Source organism: Vibrio sp. (assembly GCF_038138445.1).
In the GTDB taxonomy this organism is placed as follows: Bacteria; Pseudomonadota; Gammaproteobacteria; order Enterobacterales; family Vibrionaceae; genus Vibrio.
The window spans coordinates 64,012-90,926 of sequence record NZ_JAYQDQ010000007.1 but is presented as its reverse complement, the minus strand read 5'-3'; the positions used below and the strand labels follow the sequence as shown (position 1 = coordinate 90,926).

The following is a 26,915-nucleotide window of genomic DNA, read 5'->3' as shown; positions in this document are numbered from 1 at the left end:
GCGCAACCTTGCCAAGGTTGAGGTCACGAGTTCGAACCTCGTGTGTCGCTCCAAAATCAACCGCCTTGAAGGCGGTTTTTTTATGTCTGATTTTTCTCCCCGGAGTGTACATAGAATCACTTAGGTCGCTGCTACCGCTTTTGTATCAATGGCCAGCAAAGGCTGGCCATTATTCAATAATGGTTTAATTTCTGAAACGAGGAAGCTGTGCTGGGGTCAGAGCGCTGCCATTGCTAAAATAAGCGGTATCTATTTCAATGTTTCGCACGTCCCATTTGCTAAGGTTTTGACTAAAGGTCCTAGCTCCATTGAACATCGCAGACATGCTAGTGACATTTGAGGTGTCCCAGTTACCAATATTCTGATTGAAAGCCGTGGCATTTCTAAACATCCAATCCATGTTAGTGGCATTTGAGGTGTCCCACCCTCCAACGTCTTGGTTAAATCGGTAAGTTTGCTGGAACATAAACCCCATACTAGTGACATTTGAGGTATTCCAGTTACCAATATTTTGGTTAAAGCGCTCCGACCTCCAGAACATACCGTACATGTTAGTGACATTAGAGGTATCCCAGTTACCGATGTCACGGTTGAACTGGACAGCCCGATTGAACATCGTAGCCATATTAGTGACATTTGAGGTGTCCCAGTTACCGATGTCTTGGTTGAAGATGGTGTTTCCTTGGAACATCGCAGCCATGTTAGTGACATTTGAGGTGTCCCAGTTACCGATGTCTTGGTTGAATGCTCTTGCTTCGTTAAACATATAGCTCATATCAGTGACATTAGAGGTATCCCAGTTACCGATATTTTGATTGAATGCTGTTGCTCTGTTAAACATAAGTCTGATATCAGTGACATTAGAGGTATCCCAGTTACCGATATTTTGATTGAAAGCTGTGGCATTTGAAAACATAAGGCTCATATCAGTGATATTAGAGGTGTCCCAAGTGCCGATATTCTGGTTAAAGCGCGTCGCCCCCCAAAACATTCCTTTCATATTGGTTACACTTGATGTGTTCCACGCACTTATATCTACATTAAAGTTAGATCCAAACTCATGTTTAGGGCAATAGTTGTCCTTATGTCCGCGGGAATGATTAAACATGTAAGACATATCGGTTACTTGTGACGTGTCCCACTTACTTATATCTTGGCTAAACCTAGAGGCATATTGGAACATATGACTCATATTGGTCACCTTGGATGTATCCCAGCTGCCAATGGCTTGGTTAAAATTTTCCGCACAATGAAACATGCCCTTCATATTAGTCACATTTGAGGTGTCCCAGTTGCTGAGATCTGTAGTAAATTTCTGACTTCTCCTAAACATTTCTTGCATATTAGTCACTTTTGATGTGTTCCAATGACTAATATTTTGGTTAAAGTCCCATAAAAACATGAACATCCGGCTCATATCAGTGACATTGGCTGTATCCCACCGAGTAAGGTTTTGGTTAAAGAAGTAAGCTCCCATAAACATGTCACTCATATCGGTTACTTGGGAAGTATCCCAATTTCCAATATATTGATTAAACTTATAGGGATACATTAAATAAAAAGAGAGCGGTTCCTGATTACTATAAGAAAACATTCCTCTCGTGCTGGTGACATTTGAGGTGTTCCAATGACCAATGTTTTGATTAAATGACACTGCGTAGCGAAACATCTCACTCATATCGGTTACGTTGGCCGTATCCCAGCGTCCGATAGCCTGGTTAAATAGATAAGCGCCTTTAAACATTTCACTCATATCGGTTACGCGATGGGTATCCCATTGACTGATATCCTGGTTAAATGAATGAAAATCCTCGCCCCAAGGTTTGTGGTTTGATCCGATATCTTTGTAGCGATGAATTGGGTTATCGGGCTTGCTGATAGGCACTGAGAACATGGCTTTCATGCTAGTGACGTTAGAAGTGTTCCAACGGCCGATATCTTGATTAAAAGCTTTAGCGTCGGCGAACATGTAGCTCATATCAGTCACGTTAGCCGTATCCCAATTTCCAATATCTTGGCTAAAGGGCGTACCCAAAAACATTTCACGCATATTGGTGACGTTAGCGGTATTCCAGCTGCCAATATCCTGATTAAACGCACTGGCACCTGCAAATAGCCATGCCATGTTGGTAACCTTGCTGGTGTCCCACTGGCCGATATCTTGATTAAATTTCTCAGCGCGGTTGAACATGCCAATCATGGTGGTGACATTTTTCGTGTCCCAGTCACTAATATCAGCGTTAAAGTAAATTTCATCGGCAAATAAGACGCTCATATCGGTAACCTGAGTGGTACAAAACCTGATTGTGCCACCTTGCAGTTGGTTAAGCAGCGTTTCATCTCTGATCAGGACGTCATCGACGACGAGGTAATTAACGCCATTGGCGCTAATGTATGAATTAGGCTCGCTATTGGGGCAAGTGACGGTGCTAGCATAGGCTAAATGAGAGAAGCAGAGTAGTAAGCCACCAAAGGTCGCTTTACTAAGGTAATGTCCGGGTATCATAGAATTTTATCCAGGTTTAAAGTGGGAATCGCTATCAACTATCGGTAAGTCCGAAGCCTAAAATAAGGTGCCCTTTGTTTAGGAGAAAGCAAGGGATCTATCAATATATTGATAACACTAGTTCTAGTTAATAATATATATAACAATGACTTATGAATACACATGGCAGTGTGTAGTTTATCTCTATGTCTTAATATGAGAGCTAGGCTTGGAATTACTCAATACATAATGATTTATATGTCAATTTGGTTGGGTGGAGGAGAAGGCCAGCGCTCGCTGGCCGTTGGTTAGAATGTGTTACCGTTTAAGGTTGAAGAGTGGAGAGATGCTTCAATAATTGAAATGGGGGTGCTGGGCAGAAGTAAGGGCGCTTTGATAGCCGAATAAAAACAGCATATGAGTCGCGTCTACTTTATCTACATTCCAGCCGCTAAGGTTTTGACTGAAGTTTCTAGCGCTCGCGAACATTTGAAACATATTTACCACGTTTGAAGTATCCCAGCGACTAATATCCTGGTTAAAGCGATAAGCTTCAGAAAACATTTCATTCATATTGGTGACGTTTGATGTATCCCAGCTGCCTATATCTTGGTTGAAATTTTTGGCCACAAAAAACATGGAACCCAAATTTGTAACTCTTGACGTGTCCCATCTTCCTATGTCTCTATTAAAGGCCTTTGCTTGTTTAAACATTACTGCCATATTAGTGACACTAGAGGTATTCCACCTGCCTATATCTTGGTTAAACGCGCCAGCATTCCAAAACATTTTACTCATATCTGTTACACTAGAAGTGTCCCAGTTGCTTATATCCCCATTGAAGTTAGATTCGTAATAAGTTGCACTACCCCACATGAAAGGGGGTTTTGCTGCTTGAAACATTCCATGCATAGTTGTGACATTGGCGGTATTCCAATTATTAAGGTTTTGGTTAAACTTGCTCGCACGGTAAAACATCTTACTCATATCAGTGACTTGACCGGTATTCCAATCTCCTATGCTCTGATTGAAGACTTTGGCACCAGAGAACATCTCGCTCATATTAGTAACATTAGCCGTATTCCAGTTGCCGATATTTTGGTTAAAGGATTCGGCATCGTAGAACATCTTGCTCATATCAGTAATGTTATCTGTATTCCAATTCCCTATTGCTCCGTTGAACTTTGCCGCGTACGCAAATATTTCGAGCATATTGCTTACGTTACTGGTGTCCCAGTTGTTGAGGTTTTGGTTAAATTTTTTTGCGAAAAGGAACATTTCCTCCATGTTTGTGACACTAGATGTATCCCAGCCCCCGATAGGTCGGTTAAAAGCCTTAGTTCGTGAAAACATACTCTCCATGTTCGTGACACTAGAGGTATCCCATTCACCAATTTGGCCGTTAAATTTCTCGGCGGAATGAAACATCCTACTCATATCAGTGACCTTTGACGTGTTCCACTTATTTAGGTTGTGATTAAATCTACATGTGTTTTCGAACATATAGCTCATATTCGTAACATTAGAGGTATCCCAATCGCTGATATTCTGATTAAACGAGTTTGGAAGTTCTTGACAGTTATTTCCCACATATACCGTACGTGAATAAAACCCCCCGCCGTATGAATATGAATGCCTTGCAAACATTCCTTTCATATTGCTAACGCTTGATGTAATCCAATCGCCTATGGGCTGGTTAAAGTTAAAGGCGCTTCTGAACATATAACTCATGTCAGTGACATTAGCGGTATCCCAGCTACTAATATTTTGGTTAAATTTCTCAGCATACGAAAACATGTGGGACATATCGGTGACTTTTGAAGTGTCCCATCTCGTTATATTTTGGTTGAATTTTTTTGCGCCAGAGAACATGTGCGACATGTCGGTAACACTACTGGTGTTCCAATTGGCAATATTACTATTAAAAGTATGTCCGTACCTTCGAGATGTAGACTTAAACATTCCTTTCATACTCATAACATTTGAAGTATTCCAATTGCCGATATCTTGGTTAAATTTATAGGCATTAAGAAACATATAGCTCATATCGGTTACATTGGATGTATCCCATTGACTAATATCCTGATTAAATGAATTCATATTAGGAAATTCCAAAAAATTAGTATTGGCAAACATATAACTCGTATCAGTCACTTTAGCCGTATTCCAATTGCCAATATTTTGGTTAAAGGGCGCACCAAAAAACATTTCACGCATATTGGTGACGTTAGCGGTATTCCAGTTACCAATATCCTGATTAAAGGCTTTGGCACCAGCAAATAGCCATGCCATGTTGGTAACCTTGCTGGTGTCCCACTGACCGATATCTTGATTAAACTTTTCAGCGCGGTTGAACATGCCAATCATGGTGGTGACATTTTGCGTGTCCCAGCCACTAATATCAGCGTTAAAGTCAATTTCATCGGCAAATAAGACGCTCATATCGGTAACTTGAGTGGTACAAAACCTGATTTCACCATCTTGTAGTTGGTTAAGCAGCGTTTGATCTCTAATCAGGACGTCATCGACGACCAGGTAATCAGCGCCATTGGCGCTAATGTATGAATTAGGCTCGTTATTGGGGCAAGTGACCGTGCTGGCAAAAGTTAAATGAGAGGAGCAAAGTAGCAAGCCACCAAAGGTCGCTTTACTAAGGTAATGTCTGGGTATCATAGAGTTTTATCCAAATTTTGGAGGGTAAATATTAAAAATATAAAGCTTGGCAAGCTATTAATAAAAGCTCACTACAGGCAATAATAGGGTTGATTTAATTAAATGCATCGTTGTGATTATTTAATTAGTTTTGCGTGATAGCCTATGTTGGCTTTATTCTTTCCGATTGTTAGATGTCTTTTCTGCTATTGATAAATACTAAAATGATGGCCAGCTAATATCTGGCCACTTTCTTACATATTTAGTGATTAAATTGGGGGGCTCTTTTAGCGGATAGAAGACTCATTTCAGAGAAATTATCAAATGACTCTACTTGGTTAACATTCCACTGGCTAATATCCTGATTAAACCCCCAAGCAATAACCATTGGCATACCTGCGTCTACAATTAAGCTCAAAGTATTATTGAACATTTTGCTCATACTTCTTACTTGAGCAGTATCCCAATCACCAATATCTTGATTAAAATTTCGAGCATCGTTAAACATGTCGCTCATGTCTTTTACACTTGATGTATTCCAGTTACCAATATTTTGGTTAAAGCTGGCAGCATTTTTGAACATGGCCTGCATGTTTTTCACCCTAAAGGTGCTCCAGTCCCCAATGTCTTGGTTAAACTTTTTTGCACCGCTAAACATTTTGTGCATGTCTGTAACATTTGAGGTATCCCAGCGACCAATGTTCTGGTTGAACTTATCGGCATTTCTGAACATCATACTCATGTTTTTCACTCGGGATGTATTCCAATTACTAATGTCTTGGTCAAATGCCATGGTATTATCTTGTTCGTCCATAAAGCTATCTGTAATGCCAAACATCGCCTTCATGCTGCGGACTCTTGATGTATTCCAGTCCCCAATATCTTGGTTAAATGCCCTTGCGTTGGCAAACATATAACTCATATCTGTTACTCTGGAAGTAAACCAATTGCCAATATCTTGGTTAAATGGTGTGGCAAAAAACATTTCACGCATATTGGTAACATTGGCAGTATTCCAGCGCCCAATGTCTTGGTTAAAATTGCTCGCTCCTGCAAACATCCATGACATATTGGTGACTTTTCGTGTATCCCAACGACTGATGTCTTGGTTAAATTTCTTTGCACCGTTGAACATACCTATCATGGTTGTTACATTTTGCGTGTCCCAATCACTAATATCGGTGTTAAAGTCTCTTCTATCCGCAAATAGAACGCTCATGTCGGTAACGTGAGTGGTACAAAACTTTATGGTGCCATCTTGTAATTGGTTAAGCAGCTTTTGTTCTCTGACTAGCGTATTATCGACGACCATATACTTGCGATTGCCCTCGATTATCAGTGATTTGGGTTTGGCATCGGAGCACGTGTAGGTCGACGCTAACGCTAGGTTACTACTGGTTAATAAAAGTGTGGCAAGTGCGGTTTTGCAATAGTGTTTTGCAGAATTCATTGTAGTTATTTTCCCCTAGGTAAAGGTCAAGAAAAAATTAGAGAGTCAAATGCATGCTCAACCCTATTCAGCAATAATGGAGACTATTAGTGAGCTAATCTTTGATGGGTTATAGCTGTCTTTATCACTGTTTATTATAAAAATAAAAACAAAATATAATCAGTAGATATTTCTACGATTATATTTTCTAAGCATAAATCCGTGATGCCCGATGCATTAATTTAACTTTTTAATGATTTTTTTATTTTTAATAATATTGGTATTTAATGATAAATGGCAATGGTTTCCTATATATAAGATTTTATAACTAAAAATAATCTTTTTCTTGACCTTAATGATTTTCTATTAAATGAATTACCTGTTTCAATTAAATGAGCTTCAATAAATATATTTATATTAATTTCATGTCAAAAATATTTGCGATGCTTATTTTTTGTTCTTTTTGATTGAATTAATTTTTAGTGATTAATTAAATGTGATTTGGGTTTGTTTATTAATTATTTAGATGAATATAATTATCAGCTAAATTATATGCTAGTTATATAAACACTTAATGTGATGGCTAACCATGAAATAGTGTTGACCACATAAATCACCAACGATTTCAATATTTAGCCGGTTTCTTTTATCTATATATTAAGGTAATTAAATGAGGTTTTACCCAAAGACATTGGCATTACTTACTATTCCTAGTTGGGCTGTGTTTGCAACGCCCAGTTTAAATGACTGTAATCACCTAAACATTCTTCCTGAAGATGGGACTGTATATTTTAACCAGTCTTGTTCAACAGCATATGTACTACCCAAAGATACAGGTGTTTCAACCGAAGGTGTGTTTACGCCAAACTCATATGGGAGGAATGTATGTGGCCATTACCAGTCAACGGAAGATGCCATTGTTCGTGTAACTAATGAAATCAATGGCGTTTATAAAAATGCAGGTCAGTTTATAGAGAGAAAGGCCTCTATATTAAGTAGAATCAATAGTTTAAAATCAGAAGTCTACGCTGTTCGTGACCAGTATGCTGAAGAAGTTTTTCATTATGAGATGGCAAAAGAATATGCGGACCAATGGATGGAGGAATACAGAGTCGCTAGCCGTGCATTATCAGATTGCCGACAGTCATCAAGTCAATGCCAAAGTGAGCAGGACAAAGTTGCAGAAGTGAGAGCTGAGTTGACCTTCGCCACTAAGGAACTCAGTGAAGCGAGAATTGGCTACCGACCGGTCAAGGGTATTACTGACCAAGCACACAGGGCGATTTTAAGTGCGGAGGAAGAACTTTCTCTGCTTACCTACAGAAACAAAGCGCACCTCGATGCCATGAAGAGTTTAGAAGATTCTCTGAGCGAAATGTTAGCTAAATATGCGGTCACAGAAGCAGGAGACGCGGTATTTACTTTTGATATACGCCATCAGGCACATGTGGATGCATTAGCAAATAAATATGCGCATTTAGGTTTAGATTGGCAAAAGATGCCAGCGATGCAAACCGATATCTCAGTATTGTCTCCATTTGACAATATGGATAGTGCTGAAAGAGTTCAATATCAGCTTCCCGTTCTAGGTAGCTATATTGTTGGTAATTCTCAGCAATCACAAGTGGGCTTGAATCAATCGGGTAATACGATTCCACCTCAAGAACAGCCGCTGTCCAGTGATATGTTGACATCATCGTTAAATAATAGAGAAAGCTTTCAAGCTGGAATAAAGCTCAATGCAATTGGAGCATGTCAAGTTCAATCCAGTAGTAACCTAAACGGCTTGGTTGCCACGGTTGCTCCTTCACTCTTTTTTAAATACGGCGTAGAAGTTCCGTTTGGTTATACCGCAAGAGTGGATCGCACTGCTGTTATTGAACATCTGGAAATTCACCGCTCCAAAGGTAGTTGGTTCTGGAAGAAAAAATGGACGGAAATCAGGGATCATCGCAATTTTAGTCACTTGATTGATATTCGTTTTGATGCGGGATCATCTGATGTGGCTGTTTTGTCGCCAGAAATGAAAACTAAGGTGATCCGTTCGATTCTAGACCGCACCGCACTTCACTACATGGACAGTTTAGGAAAGCGTTTGCCCACACCCCCTCAAGCTGCGTTTGATATTGCTGCTGGTAGTGGTGGCTCAGGTATGAGTGCAGGCTATGAAGGTTCATTTGACTCACCAGGCCTGTCTTTTACATGGCAAAGATTTAGTCACAATGCCAAAGATGATTTTGTTTCACGTGGTAATAGTTACAGAAGAGACGTAGCTCAATATTACACAGAGAGTGTCAGCGGCTCTTATCTTGTTCCGCAGGCAAAATTGATCGCATTCGAGGTGGAAAGATGAAAAAGCCATTAGTTGCAATTGTTATTGCGGGTGGGTTAGGCCTAGCTGGGTATCAATGGTTCAGTTCCAACTCTGATATGTCTGAATCGCAGAGTACCAGCACTAATGAACAAACATCGCCAGTAGTACTATCTGAAAAAAGCGTTGAGCAAGAAGCGATCCCGGACGATGTAAATGCACAAAACACATCATCAGTGACCTTGGCGAAAATAGAAGCACAAGATATACAGCAAGCACCTGAGCTTATTGACCAAGCTCAGACATTTTTCAGCGCAGGCACCATGCCGAAAGATTTATCGGACAAAGAACTTGCGGCAGAATTTTCAGCAATTTCTGAGTTTATTGATTCTAGTGGGCTGATTTCTCGCATCAACGAAGAAGCCTTCGATGAATCGCAACTGGAAGTCGTTAAGCAGATTTTTGAACGTCACGATAGCTTGGGTATTGAGCAAGCCCAGCGACAATTTCGAGAGTTAGCTAAATTGTATCCACCAGAGGAATTGGAGCGACTAAATAGCGAGCTGGATGACTTGGAAGCCATGATAAAAGAAGCGGAAGCCCTTATGGCAGAGATTGATAATGAGGAGAAGTTAAACATAGACAATAAATCGCAAAGTTAACAATAACAAATAAAACATACCTCTTTAGGACAAAAGGAAAAATTAACTAATGTTAAGAAAAACAGCAGTGGCATTAGGCATTGCCATGGTAAGTAGTAGCGCATTGGCAGTACCGAGTGTATTTAAGTGTAACGATCAAGTTGGACTACACGATAATATATTTTTTAATGAGGAATGTACTGAAGCATATGTCGGTTTTCCACCGTTTGGTGAAGCAACAGTAGACAACTATTCAAAAACCAATGAGCGCTTATGTGATGCTTACGATAGTGCGATAGAATCGTACGTAGATACTCAGAAAACCTATGAGTATCTAATCGCTCAAAGTAATACTCTTGCAAAACAAGCCCTTGATATGACTCAAAGCATGGATGATAAGCGTTTGGAGCTCAATGTGCTAAAAGCGAATCTTGAGGTCGCTAATACTCACATCATGGAGCTTTCAGAGCAGCAAGCGGTTGCTGATCAAAAATACGTAGATGCTCGAGACACGCTTCTTGAATGTAAAGCAATTGCAATAGACTACAGAGCAGATTGTGCAGATGAAATTACTGAGTTTACTTCGGCAGCCCGAGAGAGGAGAGCAATCAAATCTGATGTCGCTGCAGCAAAAACGGAGCAACGTGCAATCAACCGTAAAATGGTTGTTCTACAGTCTACGCTAGATACGTTGAAGAGTAACTATGACAGCGCAGTAGCACAAATACTGAGTATCAAGACCTCAGTTGCTGGTGCTATGGCCACTTCTTTCGATTTGCTAGACAAATACGCAAAAACTGATGGTGGCAACGCAACCTTGCTGTTTGAAACAAAATATGCCGAATACGTGCGTCAAAAGAAGCAAGAGTTTGAAGGTAAATATGACAATATGACATGGCGAGATATCCGTCCTCGTGAGGCGGGTATCGGCTTTATTGTTCCTTCAGATGAAGTTGCAAAGCGTGAACTTACTGCGCTATTGAGTCCGGTGATTGTGGTGGGTACCCCTGATTTTCCAGTATTTGAGTCAAGTCAAACTGATTATAGCGCCAATACTGATACTCCAAGAGAGCCGGTGCCAATTGCCAAAGCAACGTATTCTGACAATGAGTTTGATAACTTAAGTAAACCATTCCCAGATTCTTTCCCATCAACAGTAAAACTCAGCCTACATGGTGCATGTCCAGTATCACAAGCAGATAAGAAGCAGTTGCTTACTCATATTTCGCCTTATGTTTCGGTTGCGTATGAGCTTAAAGGTAAAGTGTCGTATGAAGCAGTGGTCAATCGAGAGGCGGTGGTCTCTTTCGTTCAAAAGACGACCAATGTCGGAATAGTAGGCCTTAGCTATGTGAAAGATAAAATTCGCGCAGAGCAAGATATTGATGTTTATGTATCAATTAAATTCACTTCTTCAACTTATGAAGGAACTTTGGAACAGCAGCAAGTGAAAAGAACGCTTCAAGAAAACTTACTTGAGCGTGCGACCATTGCGGTTCTTGACACTATTGCTGTTCGTAAAACCGTCGATCCTGCCACGTCGGGCATATTGAATGGTACAGAAACTCCTTCGGAGCAACCTACACCACCGCTTCAGGTTCAGTCAAACTTTGAAAATAATACTGGCGTGTCAAATTCACTGTGTTCAACAGGAAGTGGCTTCGATTGTGCAGTTGGTTGGGTAATTGATAACCTTAGTATCGGTGTGAAAATCACCGACTATAAGCAGAAGATTTCCCATAGATATGAAGAAACTGTAACTGAAGATTTTTATATTCCAATGAATAAAACATTTGGCTTTAAAGCTAAATAACCTTCCATGCCTCCCATTCGGGAGGCTATTTTAAAGGAAATCGTGATGTCTATTCGAACTTTAGGGCTAGTGTTGAGTATGACTAGCTTGAGTGCTTTTGCTATTCCCAGTTTACAAAGTTGTGGTGTACCCAATGCCATAGCAAATAATATGTATTTCGATGAAACATGTTCTACTGCCTATGTAGGCCTGCCTGATATTGGTCAAGTGAAAGTAGACAGTTTATATCGAGCAAATTCAAATTTTTGCGATAATTATCATAGCTCAATGGATGGGTACTCAGGCATTGCAGAGGCAATGCAGCGAGTAAATCAAGAAAGGAATAAATTAGCACGCCAGTCAGTAGAGTTAGAACAAAATTTTGCCGATTTACGGCTTACGCTTAATTCGAAAAAGGCACTAATACCTTTAGCTATGCGTGAATTAGCCGAAGAGCAAGCCGAGTATGAGGTACTTGAAAGCCAATTCTCTTCTGCACAGCAAATATTGCACAGCTGTTTAGACATTGCTTCAGAGGAAGACTGTACGATAGAGCGTCAAAGTGTTGTGACATTGTCCTCCGAAAAAAATGCGTTACGCAGACAAATAAGTCGAATCCAATCTCGAGTAGGTTATCTAAATAGGCAAGTGGATCTAGTGGAGACTCGTATCGTTGACCTAAACATCTCTATGCAAAGAAATAGTGATGAAATAAGTCAGATGGCTATTGAAGTTGACGATTATTTTTCAACCATAGAGCAACGCTTGCTTAAATATACAGAGACTTTTGGTGGTACAGCAAAGTTACTATTTAAAGTGGATCAATCATCTTATTTAGCTGAAAAGAGAGCCAATGCTGAAGATGTGCTAGCAAGTATGCAATGGCGTAGCATCGATCCTAAGCGTTCTGAGATTCAATTTGTTGCTAATTTCCAGTCACCGGACATTAATGATATTCAGCGTATGATGCTGCCAGTAATGTCTATTACCACCCCACAGTTTGAGCGTTATGGTACTTCTACGGTGAATACCGATAAGTCCGAACCAGAACCAAAGTCGATAGACCAACTTACTTCCTCGAGTATCGCGCAATATCGAGAATCGCACTCTGCTTTCCCTGCTGCATTTAACTCTCAAATCAATTTAAACCTGCACGGGGCTTGTTTAATTAACAGTGATAACAAGCAGCAGTTGGCAAGTTATGTTGCTCCATTTTTGTCATACAGTTATGAAATTAAGGGTAGAGCGGGGTACAAAGCTAAAGTACATCAACGAGCCATGATTGAGTTTTTGAAAAAGAGTAAAGGTGGTCGATTTATGAGCTTTAGTTACGTTAAAACTAAAATTCGTGAGCGCCAAGAATATGATACTTTGGTTGAAATTACGCTTACCTCAGACAGCAAGGAAGGTGAAGCAATTACCCAACAGTTCAAACGTGAAATAGCCATCAATGTTCTTGAAAGAGCGGCGGTTGCAATAATGGATTCTATTGCCACACGAAGGATGCCAAGTTTTGCGTTTGAACCTCAAGCATCAGCTAATGATAACCGTAATCTCAGTCACCATATCGCAACATTAGGATCTGGTCTTAATATGACCAGTATGATGTGTAGCTCTGCGGGCTCATTCGCATGTTCAATGGGTTGGGATCTTGACTCTTTTAGCTTTGGCCGACGAGGACTTCATTATATAGGCACGGTAGGTGCAACTTATGAAGAACAAATTGATGATTACTACTTTGTGCCAATGAATCGTGGTATGACTTTTAAGGTTAGTCAAGATAACTAATCTCTATAGAGGTAAACGATAACAAGGCATCAAAACTTTACCTAATCATCTATTTATAAATGTTAAAACTCTAACAGTCATCGTGTTTAATTTTTTAAATGCGGTGACTAGCTATTATTAATAAGAATATATTGGGCATTTAAATGACGAATGTAATTACTGGTACTCCTAACGACGATACATTATTTGGTGATGAGCGAGACGATACAATTGAGGCAGGTCGCGGTAACGACACGGTTTGGGCTGGAGAAGGAAATGATCAGGTTTATGGCGGCACAGGTGACGATAGGCTAGAAGGAGAGAACGGAAACGACATCATTTTTGCGGGTGAAGGAAACGACATCTTAAATGGTGGAGATGGCCAAGATATTCTTCAAGGTGATGAAGGGGATGATCGCCTTGAAGGAGGAGACGGTGACGACCGACTAGCGGGAGGTCACGGACAAGACATTCTTGATGGTGGCAATGGTGATGATATTTTGGTGGGTGGCCAGGGCCGCGATGAACTAAATGGTGGTCATGGCGATGATACCGTGCTTGGCGGTGATGGAAATGACACTATATTTACTGACAATCAATCGGGTATTGGTAACGATAAGGCTGAAGGCGGCGCTGGCGATGATAAAATTTATGGTTTAGGCGGCAATGATAAACTAAGTGGCAATGAAGGCAACGATACCCTCAAAGGAGGAGCAGGGAACGATACACTTGCAGGTGATGAAGGACACGATAACCTCTTTGGTGGAGAGGGTGATGATCTTCTTGATGGGGGTAGTGGTAATGATGTCCTAAGAGGTGAGGATGGAAACGACCAGATAAAAGGTGGGCTTGGTGATGATAAGCTCCATGGAGGCGCAGGCAACGATATTCTCACTGGTGGACATGGAGAAAACGCATTATTTGGAGATCAAGGTGATGACCTGTTCTACGTTGATGAAAATGATGTCGTGGTTGGCGGCTCAGGCAAGGATGTGGCTGACTTTTCACAGGTTACTGAAAGTACGATAACCTTGAAGCATTTCTATGATGGTGTTGAGGAGCTTCGCTTTGGCGATCGAGATAATACCGTTATTGGTACGCAGCATAACGAACGACTATTTGGTGAAGCTGGCAATGATCGTCTGTCAGGTAACAAAGGTGATGACCATCTTTATGGCGGTTCCGGAGATGATGTCCTACATGGTGGAGAAGGTAATGATGTCTTGCATGGTGAACAGGGCTCAGACACGCTAATAGGAGGCGATGGCGATGACGCCTTCTACTTTGATAGTCAGGATACGTTAGATGGTGGAAGCGGATTTGATCAAGCTTACCTCTCCGCCAATAGAGCTGAATTTAACGATAAAAATGCCATTAAAGATATCGAAGTAATTCATGGAACAAGAGCAAACGATACCATACATAGTGTTGTTGATAATGTCACATTTAAAACAGGTCATGGCTCTGATCATTTAGAAGTCAAATTTGGTGAGTATCAGCAGGTTGGGTATCAAGGCGGGGAAGGTAACGATACCGCTGCAGTCAACGGAAGATACAAAAACCTTGTGGTATCTGGTGATAATGGTAATGACACCATCAATGCTGATAAATGGCTATGGATGGACAGTGGCAGTTTATCGGCTGAAAAAATTAACGGCAGTCGGCACCACGATAGAATTATATTTGATGCTTCAGTTCAAGGCGCCACTGTTAATACTGGTAAAGGAAATGACTATATTTTGGCGCAGTCATTAACTGACAATGGTAATGCTGCTAAAGTTTATGGTGGTGAAGGGGTAGATAACCTCTTTATAGCGGACAGCGATATAAAAACAGTTAATGTCTACGAATCTACGGATAATTTTCGTGTCACGGTAACGTTTAACGATAATACGCAGGGCTATCTAGAAACAGGTAAAGATATTGAATTTATTTCATGGGAATGTTTTACACCTGCTTATGCTACTATGTATAGGCTTAATACTAGAACTATGACTACTTCTTTACTTTCGAGTCGCAATTTAAATGGGAGAAATCCTCTTGAAAATCCCATCTTAGGTTCACATTATGAAATTACCGCTCGCTTGGCTCAAGCCATGGCTTCTTTTGACACGGGTGAAGGTATTTCTGCAGAATCGAATAGTGTTCAGCCTCAGGAAAATTCAATTCTAGTGACGTCACCATTGAATCACTAATCTACTTTTTTAATCGATAAGGCCATAAATCTATTATGGCCTTTGCATCCTTACGTTTGGTCCAAATTAAAAATAAATAATTATCTAACACAATTTTTATTCTAAGGAAGAATATTATGACAGTGGAAATTAATGGTACTCCAAATGATGACACATTATTTGGTGATGAAAATAATAATGTTATCGACGGTGGTAGAGGAAACGACTTTATTCTCGCGGGTGAAGGTGATGATAGGGTATTAGGTGGCACAGGTGATGATGAAGTGGAAGGCCAAAATGGTAATGACACTTTATTTGGTGGCGACGGAAATGACCTTTTAAATGGCGGCGATGGTGATGACACCTTGCAAGGCGATAATGGCGATGACTCTTTAAATGGTAACGATGGCGACGACAAATTAGCCGGAGGCCATGGTCAAGATAAGTTAAATGGCGGTAATGGCAATGACATCCTTGTTGGTGGTCAAGGTCATGATGAGCTTAATGGTGGTCATGGTGACGACCACCTGTTTGGCGGTGATGGTAATGATGTTATTTACGCGGATAACGAGTCTAGCAGTGGTAACGATACCGTAGACGGCGGTGCGGGTAACGATGAAATACATGGTCTGAACGGCAATGATAAGCTGAGCGGTAAAGCGGGCAATGACATCCTTAATGGTGGCGATGGTGAAGACGAATTAAGTGGCGGTGATGGCGCAGATATTCTCTCTGGCGGTCGCGACAATGACATCCTAGTTGGTGGTCGTGATAACGACAAGCTTGATGGAGGTGATGGTGATGACAGCCTAGATGGTGAAAGTGGTGATGACACACTTGCCGGTGGTCAAGGTAATGATACTTTAACAGGCGGTTTGGGTACCGATGCCCTTGATGGTGGTGAAGGGAACGACACGTTAAAAGGTGGCAAGGGTAACGATACACTTATTGGTCAAAGTGGCGATGACAGTTTAGCAGGCGAAGCCGGTAATGATGTGCTGGATGGCGGTCAAGGCGACGATACACTTGATGGTGGAGAAGGCAGAGACGAGTTATCCGGCGGTTTAGGTAACGATAAGCTAACTGGTGGCACAGAGAATGACCTTCTCGCAGGCGGTGAGGGTGACGATAAACTCTACGGCGAAGAAGGTGACGATACGCTCACGGGTTTAGAAGGTCGAAACCATCTTGATGGTGGTGCGGGTAACGATATTTTCCATATTGATGGTGATGACAGCGTGGTTGGTGGTGAAGGACATGATATTGCGCATTATCAGGGGGCAACAAGTGAACCGTTAACCTTAACTCAGAATTACCACGGCGTGGAAGAAGTCCATTTTGGCGACCTACACAATACCATTATCGGTAGTGAGAATAGCGATCATATCTATGGTGATGGGGGCAACGACAAACTATCGGGTGGCTTGGGTGATGATGTACTGAGTGGCGGCCTAGGTGACGATGAATTAAGAGGTGGCGCTGGTGCCGATACCCTGCTTGGTGGTCAAGGTAATGACAAGCTCCATTTTGACGCCCAAGATACGATTGATGGTGGTGAAGGGTATGATCAGGCTTACATGACAGAGTCGATGGAACTTAAGTTAACCAGTCAAAGTGCGATTAAAAACGTGGAGCGCATCTATGGCTCAGAAGGTAATGATACCATTACTAGTAGCATCGATGAGATTGCATTTTCTGCGGGGACAGGGAATGACCATTTACATGTTCTCAGTGGTAAAAAGGTACGTTACAGCGGCGGTAGTAGCGGGGATGACACCATGATTGTCGAGCGCGGCAACTACGAAGAGCTTAAATTTACGGGTGGTAACGGCACTAATATGATGGAGTACAAAGGTGGCTATACCAAAAGGTTAGAGTATCAGGGAAGAGATGGCCAAGATACCTTACAAGTGAATGGTCGTTTTAGAACCTTGAATTTTGACGGGGATAAAGGTTATGACAGGGTTGTGTCAACGACAGGTCTCTGGATGACAAGGAAAATGGGCTGGGGAGGATATATCGACGCCGACAACATTCAAGGGAGTAATAATCAAGACCGAATTCTTTTCAAACGGACGAGACAAGATAGTTTAACCGTTAACGCTGGAGGCGGTAATGATTTTCTCTACAATGGCAGGCTTGCAAGTGATCCAGGGAAAATAACGGTTTATGGCGGTGCTGGAGTGGATAAACTCCACATAGGTGATGGTTTGCAATGGACCGACCGCACGGCTGGAGTGAATGAATTCTCAAGAATTACCCGTCAAGATATGGGAAATAAGATACGCTTTACACGAATGGCAAGGTTTGCTGATACCAGCCGAGGCAATAATCCAGTCATCTATGACACAAAGAGCTATATCGATGTGGGTAAGGATGTCGAGTTTGTTTCATGGGGAGGCGGGAATCGTTCGGGAAATAACCCTTTATATACCTATAATATGCGAACAGGAGCTATCCAAACAACGAGATATCATGATGAGATGGATGATCCTTTGTTGGGTGGCCGCTATGAAACTTCTGCTCGTCTGGCTCAAGCCATGGCTTCTTTTGATATGGGTGAAGGTATTTCTGCAGAATCGAATAGTGTTCAGCCTCAGGAAAATTCAATTCTAGTGACGTCACCATTGAATCAATAACTTATTTACCTTAATCGCATAGGCCATAAAATACATTATGGCCTTTGCGTTCCTACGTTAGGTCCTAATTAAAATAAATCATTATCCAAGACAATTATTAGCCATATGTAGAAATATCAATATTTTTACAAGTGCTAGTTATCAAACTTTAAGGAATATCATGAATTATATAAAATGTTCTTTGTTATTTTTATTGACTTTTTCTTGTGCTGTAAATGCAGGCCCTTGGTCAGGTGAAGCAAAGATTCGAAGCTTATATCCAGCCACGGGGGGACTTATTTTTTTCACAGATTATAAAGATGAATCTATAAGCAGTTGCGACGGAGGAACAAGGTTTGTCATTTCAAAGGACCACCCAAATTATCAAGTCATGGTCAGCTCAATGATGGCAGCGTTTGTAGCGGATTTAAAAATAAAATTTTTTATAGAACCCGGCCAAACTAGAAAGTGTGAACCAATTGTCACTCTCCTCCAAGTCTATAAGTAATCGGATACTAATGGTAAGCTGATTTACTTTTAATACTGTCTGATATTTATAAAAAATTATTGGGCGATAATTCTATATGACTGAGCGCATTTTTGCTTTTTTTTGAGTGTCGCCTTTGTCCTAAATTTCGCTATTGCTATGTGGATATGTAGTGGTCAATATTCTTGACCACTACAGTTAGACAATAATGGATGCCTAGACAAGCTGTGCGAGCATATCATCTGAGTAGTCGGTAAGTTCCTCACCGGCTTTGACTTTTGCAACATAGTCTGGATTAGCAATTAGTGGGCGCCCTATGGCTAATAAATCAAATTTCCCAGCGGCTAAAGCAGCATTGCCCGATTCTGGGGTAAAGCCACCAACCCCCATTAGGGTGTTGCTGTAATGAGCACGCATGTAGTCAGATACCTTTCCACCTAAGTAATCAAAAGTCATATTATCGTCGAATATACCCACATGCAGATAGCATAATTCTCTGCTTTCTAAAGCTCGTAGTAAGTAGTCAAAAACCTGTTTGTCCCTTGGGTCAGATTCCATATTGAAATACGCTCCAGGTGAGAGACGAAGCGCAGTTCTTTGTGAACCAATCGCTTCGGATACTGCGTCAACCACTTGTAAGGCAAATCGAGCCATATTTTCGGCATTTCCGCCAAACTCATCCTCGCGCTGATTACTGGCAAAGTGTAAGAATTGATCAATTAAATAGCCATTGGCTCCATGGACTTCTACGCCATCAAATCCAGCTTCAAGCGCATTGATGGCTGCCTGACGATAATCTTCAACCAGCTCTTGAACCTCTTCTCGGCTTGCGGGCTTTGGTGTGATGTATTCAAGTTCTCGCATGCGTGGAACCGTGCCATCAACACCGATTGCTGAAGGAGCAAGTACATAATCACCGTCATAGAAGTGTGGGTGTGCGACTCGACCTGTGTGCCATAACTGAAGGAAAATTTTGCCACCATTTTGGTGAACAGCATCAGTCACTTTGCGCCATCCTAATATTTGTTCTTGAGTGTAGATGCCAGGAGTATTGGGATAGCCTTGCGCATCAGGTCGTATGATGGTTGCTTCACTGATGATAAGCCCTGTATCAGCGCGGCGTGCATAATACTTCACCATGTCATCAGTGGGGACAAGATTGGCATCAGCCATGCAGCGGGTCAAGGGTGCCATAATAATGCGATTATTTAGGGTAATAGCGTCGTTAAGTGTTATTGGTTCAAATAAATGTTGCATGATTTTTCCTTGGTGATTTCTTGAATGTTCATTCAAGTTAGTCTAATTTGAATGAACATTCAACATGTTTTTTGAATGTCTGTTCAAAATCCGTTAAAGTAGGGTGTTGTTGATAATTTAAATATGAGTGATGATGCGCAGCGCAGAATTTGATCGTGAAACAGTGCTACGTTCTGCAATGGAAGCCTTTGTAAATAAAGGGTATTCAAAAACCAGCATGCAGGACCTAAAAGCCGCAACAGGACTACATCCTGGCTCAATTTATTGCGCGTTTGAAAACAAGCGTGGACTCTTGGTCGCAGCGCTTGGCCAGTATCGTGATGATAAATCTCGTGAGTTTGAAGCCTTGTTCAAAGAGCAAGAAAACGTTTTCTATGGTTTAAATCGTTACCTAGATTCTGTGGTTGAAGAGTGTGAGAAAGAGGCAATCAAAGATTGTTTATTGCAAAAGTCCTTGAGTGAATTAGCGCAGCAAGATGCGGAAGTCGAGCAGCTCATTAGCTCTATGCTGCAAGACTGGCATCGCTCGATTGAGAAAAAAATTTCTCAGGCTCAAGATGCAGGATACGTAAATAAGCATAAATCTGCCGGACAACTGACCCAGTTTGTCGTTATGGGTATTTACGGGATGCGCACCCTTTCTCATACCCAACCTAAACCGGGTGTGTTGAAAGAGTTAAAGCAAGAATTGATTCATTATCTTACTAGTTAGTTGCCTTTTACAAGGCGATATATATTGCCTTGATCGGTACTAAAGATAATCTCATCTTTTGGGCTCACAATAACATGTCTGATCCGCTCTTTGAGATGCTCAATAATGCGAGTTTCTTCAATTGCAGATTGAGTATTATCGAGAGTGATAACATTGATATGCGTGAGCTTTAGCGCTGGGGCGAGAAGTTTTCCATTCAACTCAGGGTAGTGGGTACCTCTATAAAGTAGCAGGCTTGCAGGCGCAATTGATGGAATGTAAACCTTAATTGGTGACTCTATTCCTTCTTTTTCTGTGGCATCAGCAACATTAATCGGTCCCCAATATTCCTTACCGTGTGAGGTTATTGGCCAACCATAGTTAGCACCTCTCTTGATAATATTGAGCTCATCACCCCCCCTTGGTCCATGTTCAATTGACCAAAGGGTTTGTGACTTACCATCATAATACAAACCTTGTGGGTTTCTGTGGCCAATGCTCCACAGTGCTTTTTGCGCATTGGGAATTGAGATAAATGGATTGTTCTTTGCTGGGCTGCCATCTGGATTAAGCCTTAAGATAGAACCAGCATGAGTGCCAAAATCTTGCCCGTTTGGCCTTTCTCCTCTGTCACCAACACTCATAAACACATGATCTTTATCAAAAGCTAAGCGACTTCCGTAATGTCGGCTTGTGTCGGAATTAGAGGTTGAGGTAAAAATGGTTTCGAATTGAGAAAGTTTTCCAGATTGATAGAGAAAACTTGCTAATGCAGTGTCTGATCCGGTTTGAGTTTTCTGGCTATACGTGACATAGAAATTATTTTTTTCAAATGGAGATGACGTAATGTCCAGCCAGCCACCTTGGCCTACTGAATACAGGTCAGATGGGTTCTCCATCAGTTTAGATGTCTCTCCCGTTATGATATTAAGGGCAAGTATATGGCCATTTCTTTCAGTGACAAGCAATGTATTAGCATCAAAAAATGCCATGCCCCAAGGTACTTTAAGGCCTGATGCAATTTTCTGAGTTTGGTAACCTTGGCTATGAGCAAAGCTTATCCATGCGGTTAACACCAAGCATAATGCTGTTCTTATCACTGGTAACTCCTCCCTATTGACTCTGAGTATGAACCTCTAACCCAACTCTAGACAGCTTTTTATTTTATACAACGTGTTGCTCTTATGGAGGATGAAATATTGCTCTCAGAAACCTGTTTTTCTGCTGCTAGTATATGTCGTAATGCCAGAGCTTGGTCCATAAGGCAAAAACTTGGACTAAATTACCGTTCAGTGCGTATTTCAGATTGGATTTATACAGCGGTTTCGTTACTATGTAGGGCTATTTACGAAGCCTGAAATCCCTATCGGGAAACCTTATGGAAACTACCAATAGGTAGATGAGGAAACGATGCAACATCTAGAAGAGATTATTGCTAATGCGAACGCTGCTATTGACGCAGCAGATTCATTAGTCGCACTCGACGAAGTGCGAGTTCAGTATTTGGGTAAAAAAGGTGAGCTAACAGCTCAGCTTCAAAGCCTAGGTAAATTGCCACCAGAAGAGCGCCGTAGTGCAGGTCAAGAGATCAACAAAGCGAAAGGTGTTGTCCAGCAAGCGATCGCTGCTCGTAAAGACGCATTGCAGCGTGCAGAGCTTGAAGCCAAATTGGCAGCAGAGACAATTGATGTGACTCTACCTGGTCGCCGCATAGAAAATGGCGGTTTGCACCCAGTAACTCGTACTGTTGAGCGTATTGAACAGTTTTTTGGTGAACTCGGTTTTAATACCGAATCAGGCCCTGAGATTGAAGACGCATTTCACAACTTTGATGCGCTGAATATTGCAGAGGATCACCCTGCGCGCACTGACCATGATACTTTCTTCTTTAATCCAGATCTTATGCTGCGTACGCACACTTCAGGTGTCCAGATCCGCACAATGGAAAATGGACAACCACCGTTTCGCTTCATTGCTCCTGGGCGTGTATATCGTAATGATTACGACCAAACACACACACCCATGTTCCACCAAGTTGAAGGTATGCTGGTTGATGAAAACGTTAACTTTGCCCAGCTTAAAGGGATTCTCCATGACTTCCTGTGTAACTTCTTTGAAGAAGAAGTCGAAGTTCGTTTTCGCCCTTCATACTTCCCATTCACAGAGCCTTCAGCAGAAGTCGATGTGAAAGGTAAGAATGGCAAATGGTTAGAAGTATTAGGTTGTGGCATGGTCCACCCAAATGTTCTTCGCAGTGTAGGCATTGATGCTGAAAAATACTCTGGCTTTGCATTTGGTATGGGCGTAGAGCGTTTAACTATGCTTCGCTATGGCGTAAACGATTTAAGAGCGTTCTTTGAGAACGATCTGCGTTTCTTAAAACAGTTCAAGTAATCTAGGGGAACCATCACTATGAAATTTAGCGAAACTTGGCTTCGTGAGTGGGTAAACCCTTCGGTTTCAACAGATGAGTTGACTCACCAAATTACTATGGCAGGCCTTGAAGTTGATGATGTTCTGCCTGTCGCTGGCTCTTTTACTGGCGTTAAAGTTGGTCATGTTGTTGAATGTGGTCAACACCCTGATGCAGACAAACTGCGAGTAACTAAAGTTGATGTAGGCGAAGCTGACTTACTTGATATTGTCTGCGGCGCCCCAAACTGCCGTGAGGGCCTAAAAGTTGCTGTTGCAACTGTCGGTGCAGTGCTACCGGGCGACTTTAAAATTAAGAAAGCTAAACTACGTGGTCAACCGTCTCATGGTATGCTTTGTTCATTTACAGAGCTTGGTATTGATGTTGAATCAGATGGCATCATGGAGCTTGCTGAAGACGCCGTTGTCGGTACAGACTTTCGTCAATTCTTGGGCCTAGATGATGTTACTGTTGATGTCGATCTAACGGCAAACCGTGCTGATTGTTTTAGCATTCGTGGTCTTGCTCGTGAAGTTGGTGTACTTAACCGTGCAGACGTCACTGAGCCAGCAATAAACCCAGTGGCTCCTGCTATTGACGATACGGTTTCTATTGACGTTAAAGCACCAGCAGCATGTCCTCGCTACCTTGGCCGCGTGGTTAAAAATGTCAACGTCAAAGCCCAAACGCCGCTTTGGATGCAAGAGAAACTGCGTCGCTGTGGTATTCGTTCTATTGATCCAGTGGTTGATATTACAAACTACATCTTGCTAGAGCAAGGCCAACCAATGCATGCTTTCGATCTGAACAAAATCGACGGTGGTATCGTGGTTCGTATGGCAGAGCAGGGTGAAAAACTGACACTTCTCGATGGCAGTGAAGCGGAATTAAATGCTGACACATTGGTTATTGCAGATCATAATAAAGCACTCGGAATTGCGGGAATTTTTGGTGGTCAAGATTCTGGTGTAACATCTGAAACCCAAGATGTGTTGCTAGAGTGTGCCTTCTTCGCGCCTGATCATATTCGTGGTCGTGCTCGCAGTTACGGTTTACACACAGACTCATCAATGCGCTTTGAACGTGGTGTCGATTACGCACTACAAGCAAGTGCGATGGAGCGAGCAACCGAGTTGCTGGTTGAAATCTGTGGCGGTGAAGTGGCTCCTGTGGTTGCTGTTGAATCAGCCAGCGATTTGCCAACACCGAATACTGTCGCGTTGCGCCGCACTAAACTCGACCGCCTACTTGGCCATCATATAGCGGATGCAGATGTGGTTGAGATTTTAGAGCGTTTGGGTATGCAGGTTGCGACAACCGAAACAGGCTGGACAGCGACTGCACCAACGTGGCGCTTTGATATTGCCATTGAGCAAGACTTGATCGAAGAAGTGGGTCGTATTTATGGGTATGACAATATTCCAAATCAGAGCCCAGCTGCTGATCTAAAAATGCACGATCATGTAGAAGCGAATATTCCACTGAAACGTGTTCGTAACTTGCTTGTAGACCGTGGCTTCCAAGAAGCTATTACCTATAGCTTTGTTGAGCCAGAGCAGCAAAAACTCATTGTTCCAGATGTTGAGCCTCTGATCTTACCTTTCCCAATTTCTGCCGATATGTCAGCGATGCGTCTGGGTTTGATTCAAGGTCTTCTCAACACTGTTGTTCACAATCAAAAGCGTCAGCAGCCGCGTGTTCGTTTATTCGAGTATGGCCTGCGTTTTATCCCTTGTGAGTCTGCAGAAAACGGCATGCGCCAAGAACCTATGTTAGCTGGTGTGATAGCAGGCGCTCGCAGTGAAGAGCATTGGGATATAGAAACCAACACGGTTGATTTCTTCGACTTGAAAGGCGATCTTGAAGCCATTCTTGAACTGTCTGCGAATGAAAAAGCTTACTCTTTTGCTGCGGCAAAGCATCCTGCATTGCACCCAGGCCAATCGGCGGCAATCATGGTTGATGGAAAAGAAGTCGGCGTAATTGGTACCGTTCACCCAGAGCTTGAGCGTAAATTTGGCTTAAACGGTCGCACCATTGTGTTTGAAATCGAGTGGTCTGCCATCAACATTAAGGTGATCCCAGAAGCGGTACAACTTTCTAAGTTCCCTTCAAACCGTCGTGATATTGCACTGGTTGTTGAAGAGGAAATTGCATCTGGCGATATCGTTGCAGCGTGTCTCGAAAAAGGAGGAGAATTCCTCACAGATGCTCGCTTGTTTGATGTTTACCTTGGTAAAGGAGTTGAGGAAGGCAAGAAGAGCCTTGCCATTGCCCTAAGTTTACAGTCAGTAGAACGTACGTTGGAAGACTCGGATATTGCAGGCGCAGTTGACGCAATCGTTGCTCATGTTTCCGAAAAGTTTGGTGCTTCTCTTAGAGATTAACCAACCTTATTCCTTATAATAAAAACCTGCCACAAGGCAGGTTTTTTTATTATTACATATTTAAAAATAAGACTAACTTTCCTTTAAAATCACCATGCTTATTAAGCCTTAGGCACCAAACATCCCTCCAGATATACTGTGACGACTCATAAATTTTTATGATGAAATATACAAATACATAATAATTATAGATGACATTATTCTTGACATTAAATAAAGTCATTCGAAAATTTAATTTTAAATTATTAATGATTAAATTTATGAATATAAAGATATATCCATAATCCTCAAAGTATTAATAATAAAGAATAAATTACCTAATTCATCATTCATGTTTATTATTTATATAATAATCTTTCACATTGTTTTAGCTTAAAAATTGATTAATTTACGATCAAAAACACATAAATTTTACGTTTTATGAACATTTATTAAACCGATATCTCATAGTGATATTATTTTTATTTATTTTGCTAAATTGATGAAGAAGTATTTTGAATGATATTTGAACACATAATCTTTTGTTAAATAATCCAATCTATTCAGTAAGAAAACGATCTGATGAGGTATAAATATGAAATTCAAAAGAACTGCTCTCGCAACATTATTGGCTTGTGGTTTTGCTGCAAATGTTCTGGCAGAAAAAATTGGTGATGCTCCAGAAGATTTTACCTACATAAGTGAAGAAGCAAATGAAGAAAGGTTTGTTTTAAGTACAGATGAATGGGCTGCCATTCAAATTTTTGCTGCGACAGCTAGGGCACTCCCTATTACTGAAGATGACATGCGCAACGAGTTTTTATTAGGTTCACTGGATTTTGGCAGTAACTATCAAGAACTTTTGAGAAGTTATCAAAGCGTGCATGATATTTCTGGGCAGTGGCTTAATGCAGGAGGCTATAGAGATCAAATGGTCGGCTTAGCCACAGATATTGTTATTTACTCGGACGATGTGCTGACCGGCAGTGAAAATATATCTTATTTTGTTGATAAATTATATTCAGCTATTAATGACAATAACCTTGCGGTTGGAGATTCGTATCTAACCATCATTCGTAGACTGCTAGATAACATGCTAACCGATACTCAAGAATATTATAATAAGGCAGACGATCTTGGTACAAAACTTACAGAGTTTGTTAATACGTTAGATGCAGAAGATCAAGAACTACAAGAAGTTCAGTCGGCAAATGCGGATATTCTTGAAAATGATGGTTCAGCGACAAAAGATGAGATAGACGCCCTACAAGATAGAATTGAAGAGGTAAATAGGGAATACAGTAAGTGGGTAAAAGTAGCAGCAACGTCTCCCGTCTATTCTACGGTTGCTTTTCCTTTTGGCTTAATCGCGTCGATTGGCGCTGCCTCTGGCGGGACAGCGCAAGCTATTGCATTGAAAAATGAAATCAACTTTATCAAAGAAGATATTGATAGCCTGACCAAACGCCTTAGGACAGAGGAGCTGACTTACGCTTCATGGCAGCTTGCCAATAGCAGTATTACTAACACGCGAGATCAACTATCAGAAGCACTTAATGCGCTAGAGAAACTCAAAGGGGCTTGGGTACTCGTTGTTGCTCAGCTTCAAGCGGCGCTTGACGGAATACAATCAGCAAATAGTGAAGATGTTATCGATAACCCTGATTTGCTTATTGCCATTGCATTAACTGCGACAGAACTTCAAGAGTTAGAAACTCGCTGGGGAGAAATTAAAGAGACAACAGAAGAGTGGGTACGTAATGCTTACGTGACTCAAAGCGACGAATAGCAGCACTAAGGCAGCCACAGATTGGGCTGCCTTTATTTTTCCC

General features: G+C 41.5%; 16 protein-coding genes. 11 read left to right on the top strand and 5 right to left on the bottom strand.

The window, feature by feature from the left end:
* Nucleotides 1-184: 184 nt before the first annotated feature.
* The 3 genes from AAFM34_RS04085 to AAFM34_RS04075 all read right to left on the bottom strand — a co-directional run bounded on the left by AAFM34_RS04085 (nucleotide 185) and on the right by AAFM34_RS04075 (nucleotide 6,587).
* On the bottom strand, nucleotides 185-2,506 hold the full coding sequence (locus AAFM34_RS04085) for a BspA family leucine-rich repeat surface protein (protein ID WP_341660231.1): 2,322 nt from the start codon (nucleotides 2,504-2,506) through the stop codon (nucleotides 185-187).
* A 330-nt stretch (nucleotides 2,507-2,836) separates the two neighbouring features.
* Nucleotides 2,837-5,158: a BspA family leucine-rich repeat surface protein gene (locus AAFM34_RS04080; RefSeq protein WP_341660229.1), complete on the bottom strand. Its 2,322-nt coding sequence runs from the start codon at nucleotides 5,156-5,158 to the stop codon at nucleotides 2,837-2,839.
* Between the two features lie 241 nt (nucleotides 5,159-5,399).
* Nucleotides 5,400-6,587: a BspA family leucine-rich repeat surface protein gene (locus AAFM34_RS04075; RefSeq protein WP_341660227.1), complete on the bottom strand. Its 1,188-nt coding sequence runs from the start codon at nucleotides 6,585-6,587 to the stop codon at nucleotides 5,400-5,402.
* Nucleotides 6,588-7,236: 649 nt separating this feature from the next.
* On the opposite strand from AAFM34_RS04075, the gene AAFM34_RS04070 reads away from it, so the two are divergent.
* The 7 genes from AAFM34_RS04070 to AAFM34_RS04040 all read left to right on the top strand — a co-directional run bounded on the left by AAFM34_RS04070 (nucleotide 7,237) and on the right by AAFM34_RS04040 (nucleotide 18,377).
* Nucleotides 7,237-8,919, top strand: coding sequence for a hypothetical protein (locus AAFM34_RS04070; RefSeq protein ID WP_341660225.1), 1,683 nt, complete (start codon nucleotides 7,237-7,239; stop codon nucleotides 8,917-8,919).
* The gene (locus tag AAFM34_RS04065) at nucleotides 8,916-9,539 is read left to right on the top strand and encodes a hypothetical protein (protein WP_341660223.1); all 624 of its coding nucleotides are present in this window, start codon (nucleotides 8,916-8,918) and stop codon (nucleotides 9,537-9,539) included. Before AAFM34_RS04070 ends, AAFM34_RS04065 begins: the two co-directional genes overlap by 4 nt.
* Nucleotides 9,540-9,588: 49 nt before the next feature.
* A complete protein-coding gene (locus AAFM34_RS04060) occupies nucleotides 9,589-11,331 on the top strand; it encodes a hypothetical protein (RefSeq protein ID WP_341660221.1) in 1,743 nt (580 codons plus the stop codon).
* Between the two features lie 45 nt (nucleotides 11,332-11,376).
* Nucleotides 11,377-13,098, top strand: a complete 1,722-nt coding sequence (locus AAFM34_RS04055) for a hypothetical protein (RefSeq protein WP_341660219.1) — start codon at nucleotides 11,377-11,379, stop codon at nucleotides 13,096-13,098.
* A 143-nt stretch (nucleotides 13,099-13,241) separates the two neighbouring features.
* A complete protein-coding gene (locus AAFM34_RS04050; RefSeq protein WP_341660217.1) occupies nucleotides 13,242-15,272 on the top strand; it encodes a calcium-binding protein in 2,031 nt (676 codons plus the stop codon).
* Between the two features lie 116 nt (nucleotides 15,273-15,388).
* Nucleotides 15,389-17,890, top strand: coding sequence for a calcium-binding protein (locus AAFM34_RS04045; protein WP_341660215.1), 2,502 nt, complete (start codon nucleotides 15,389-15,391; stop codon nucleotides 17,888-17,890).
* 160 nt (nucleotides 17,891-18,050) lie between these two features.
* The gene (locus AAFM34_RS04040; RefSeq protein ID WP_341660213.1) at nucleotides 18,051-18,377 is read left to right on the top strand and encodes a hypothetical protein; all 327 of its coding nucleotides are present in this window, start codon (nucleotides 18,051-18,053) and stop codon (nucleotides 18,375-18,377) included.
* 195 nt (nucleotides 18,378-18,572) lie between these two features.
* On the opposite strand, the gene AAFM34_RS04035 is transcribed toward AAFM34_RS04040, so the two are convergent.
* Nucleotides 18,573-19,613 (bottom strand): alkene reductase, encoded by a 1,041-nt coding sequence (locus AAFM34_RS04035; RefSeq protein WP_371833248.1) that lies wholly within the window; start codon nucleotides 19,611-19,613, stop codon nucleotides 18,573-18,575.
* 133 nt (nucleotides 19,614-19,746) lie between these two features.
* Between AAFM34_RS04035 and AAFM34_RS04030 the strand changes: the two genes are divergently transcribed.
* Nucleotides 19,747-20,325, top strand: a complete 579-nt coding sequence (locus AAFM34_RS04030) for a TetR/AcrR family transcriptional regulator (RefSeq protein WP_341660235.1) — start codon at nucleotides 19,747-19,749, stop codon at nucleotides 20,323-20,325.
* Here AAFM34_RS04030 and AAFM34_RS04025 read toward each other — a convergent pair.
* Nucleotides 20,322-21,404, bottom strand: coding sequence for a PQQ-dependent sugar dehydrogenase (locus tag AAFM34_RS04025; protein ID WP_341660212.1), 1,083 nt, complete (start codon nucleotides 21,402-21,404; stop codon nucleotides 20,322-20,324). The two genes, AAFM34_RS04030 and AAFM34_RS04025, sit on opposite strands and share 4 nt — an antisense overlap.
* Before the next feature lie 310 nt (nucleotides 21,405-21,714).
* On the opposite strand from AAFM34_RS04025, the gene pheS reads away from it, so the two are divergent.
* The 3 genes from pheS to AAFM34_RS04010 all read left to right on the top strand — a co-directional run bounded on the left by pheS (nucleotide 21,715) and on the right by AAFM34_RS04010 (nucleotide 26,872).
* Entirely contained in the window at nucleotides 21,715-22,698 is a 984-nt protein-coding gene (pheS, locus tag AAFM34_RS04020; protein WP_114785531.1) for a phenylalanine--tRNA ligase subunit alpha, read from the top strand.
* Between the two features lie 18 nt (nucleotides 22,699-22,716).
* Nucleotides 22,717-25,104: a phenylalanine--tRNA ligase subunit beta gene (gene pheT, locus AAFM34_RS04015; RefSeq protein WP_341660208.1), complete on the top strand. Its 2,388-nt coding sequence runs from the start codon at nucleotides 22,717-22,719 to the stop codon at nucleotides 25,102-25,104.
* Nucleotides 25,105-25,678: 574 nt separating this feature from the next.
* Complete coding sequence (locus AAFM34_RS04010; RefSeq protein ID WP_341660206.1) at nucleotides 25,679-26,872, top strand: alpha-xenorhabdolysin family binary toxin subunit A; 1,194 nt, start codon at nucleotides 25,679-25,681, stop codon at nucleotides 26,870-26,872.
* The last annotated feature ends 43 nt before the right edge of the window (nucleotides 26,873-26,915 follow it).

Excerpts from the sequence above, each read along its gene's own strand:
- AAFM34_RS04085 (WP_341660231.1), bottom strand. The coding sequence starts at position 2,506 with ATGATACCCGGACATTACCTTAGTAAAGCGACCTTTGGTGGCTTACTA.
- AAFM34_RS04080 (WP_341660229.1), bottom strand. The coding sequence starts at position 5,158 with ATGATACCCAGACATTACCTTAGTAAAGCGACCTTTGGTGGCTTGCTA.
- AAFM34_RS04075 (WP_341660227.1), bottom strand. The coding sequence starts at position 6,587 with ATGAATTCTGCAAAACACTATTGCAAAACCGCACTTGCCACACTTTTA.
- AAFM34_RS04070 (WP_341660225.1), top strand. The coding sequence starts at position 7,237 with ATGAGGTTTTACCCAAAGACATTGGCATTACTTACTATTCCTAGTTGG.
- AAFM34_RS04065 (WP_341660223.1), top strand. The coding sequence starts at position 8,916 with ATGAAAAAGCCATTAGTTGCAATTGTTATTGCGGGTGGGTTAGGCCTA.
- AAFM34_RS04060 (WP_341660221.1), top strand. The coding sequence starts at position 9,589 with ATGTTAAGAAAAACAGCAGTGGCATTAGGCATTGCCATGGTAAGTAGT.
- AAFM34_RS04055 (WP_341660219.1), top strand. The coding sequence starts at position 11,377 with ATGTCTATTCGAACTTTAGGGCTAGTGTTGAGTATGACTAGCTTGAGT.
- AAFM34_RS04050 (WP_341660217.1), top strand. The coding sequence starts at position 13,242 with ATGACGAATGTAATTACTGGTACTCCTAACGACGATACATTATTTGGT.
- AAFM34_RS04045 (WP_341660215.1), top strand. The coding sequence starts at position 15,389 with ATGACAGTGGAAATTAATGGTACTCCAAATGATGACACATTATTTGGT.
- AAFM34_RS04040 (WP_341660213.1), top strand. The coding sequence starts at position 18,051 with ATGAATTATATAAAATGTTCTTTGTTATTTTTATTGACTTTTTCTTGT.
- AAFM34_RS04035 (WP_371833248.1), bottom strand. The coding sequence starts at position 19,613 with ATGCAACATTTATTTGAACCAATAACACTTAACGACGCTATTACCCTA.
- AAFM34_RS04030 (WP_341660235.1), top strand. The coding sequence starts at position 19,747 with ATGCGCAGCGCAGAATTTGATCGTGAAACAGTGCTACGTTCTGCAATG.
- pheS (WP_114785531.1), top strand. The coding sequence starts at position 21,715 with ATGCAACATCTAGAAGAGATTATTGCTAATGCGAACGCTGCTATTGAC.
- pheT (WP_341660208.1), top strand. The coding sequence starts at position 22,717 with ATGAAATTTAGCGAAACTTGGCTTCGTGAGTGGGTAAACCCTTCGGTT.
- AAFM34_RS04010 (WP_341660206.1), top strand. The coding sequence starts at position 25,679 with ATGAAATTCAAAAGAACTGCTCTCGCAACATTATTGGCTTGTGGTTTT.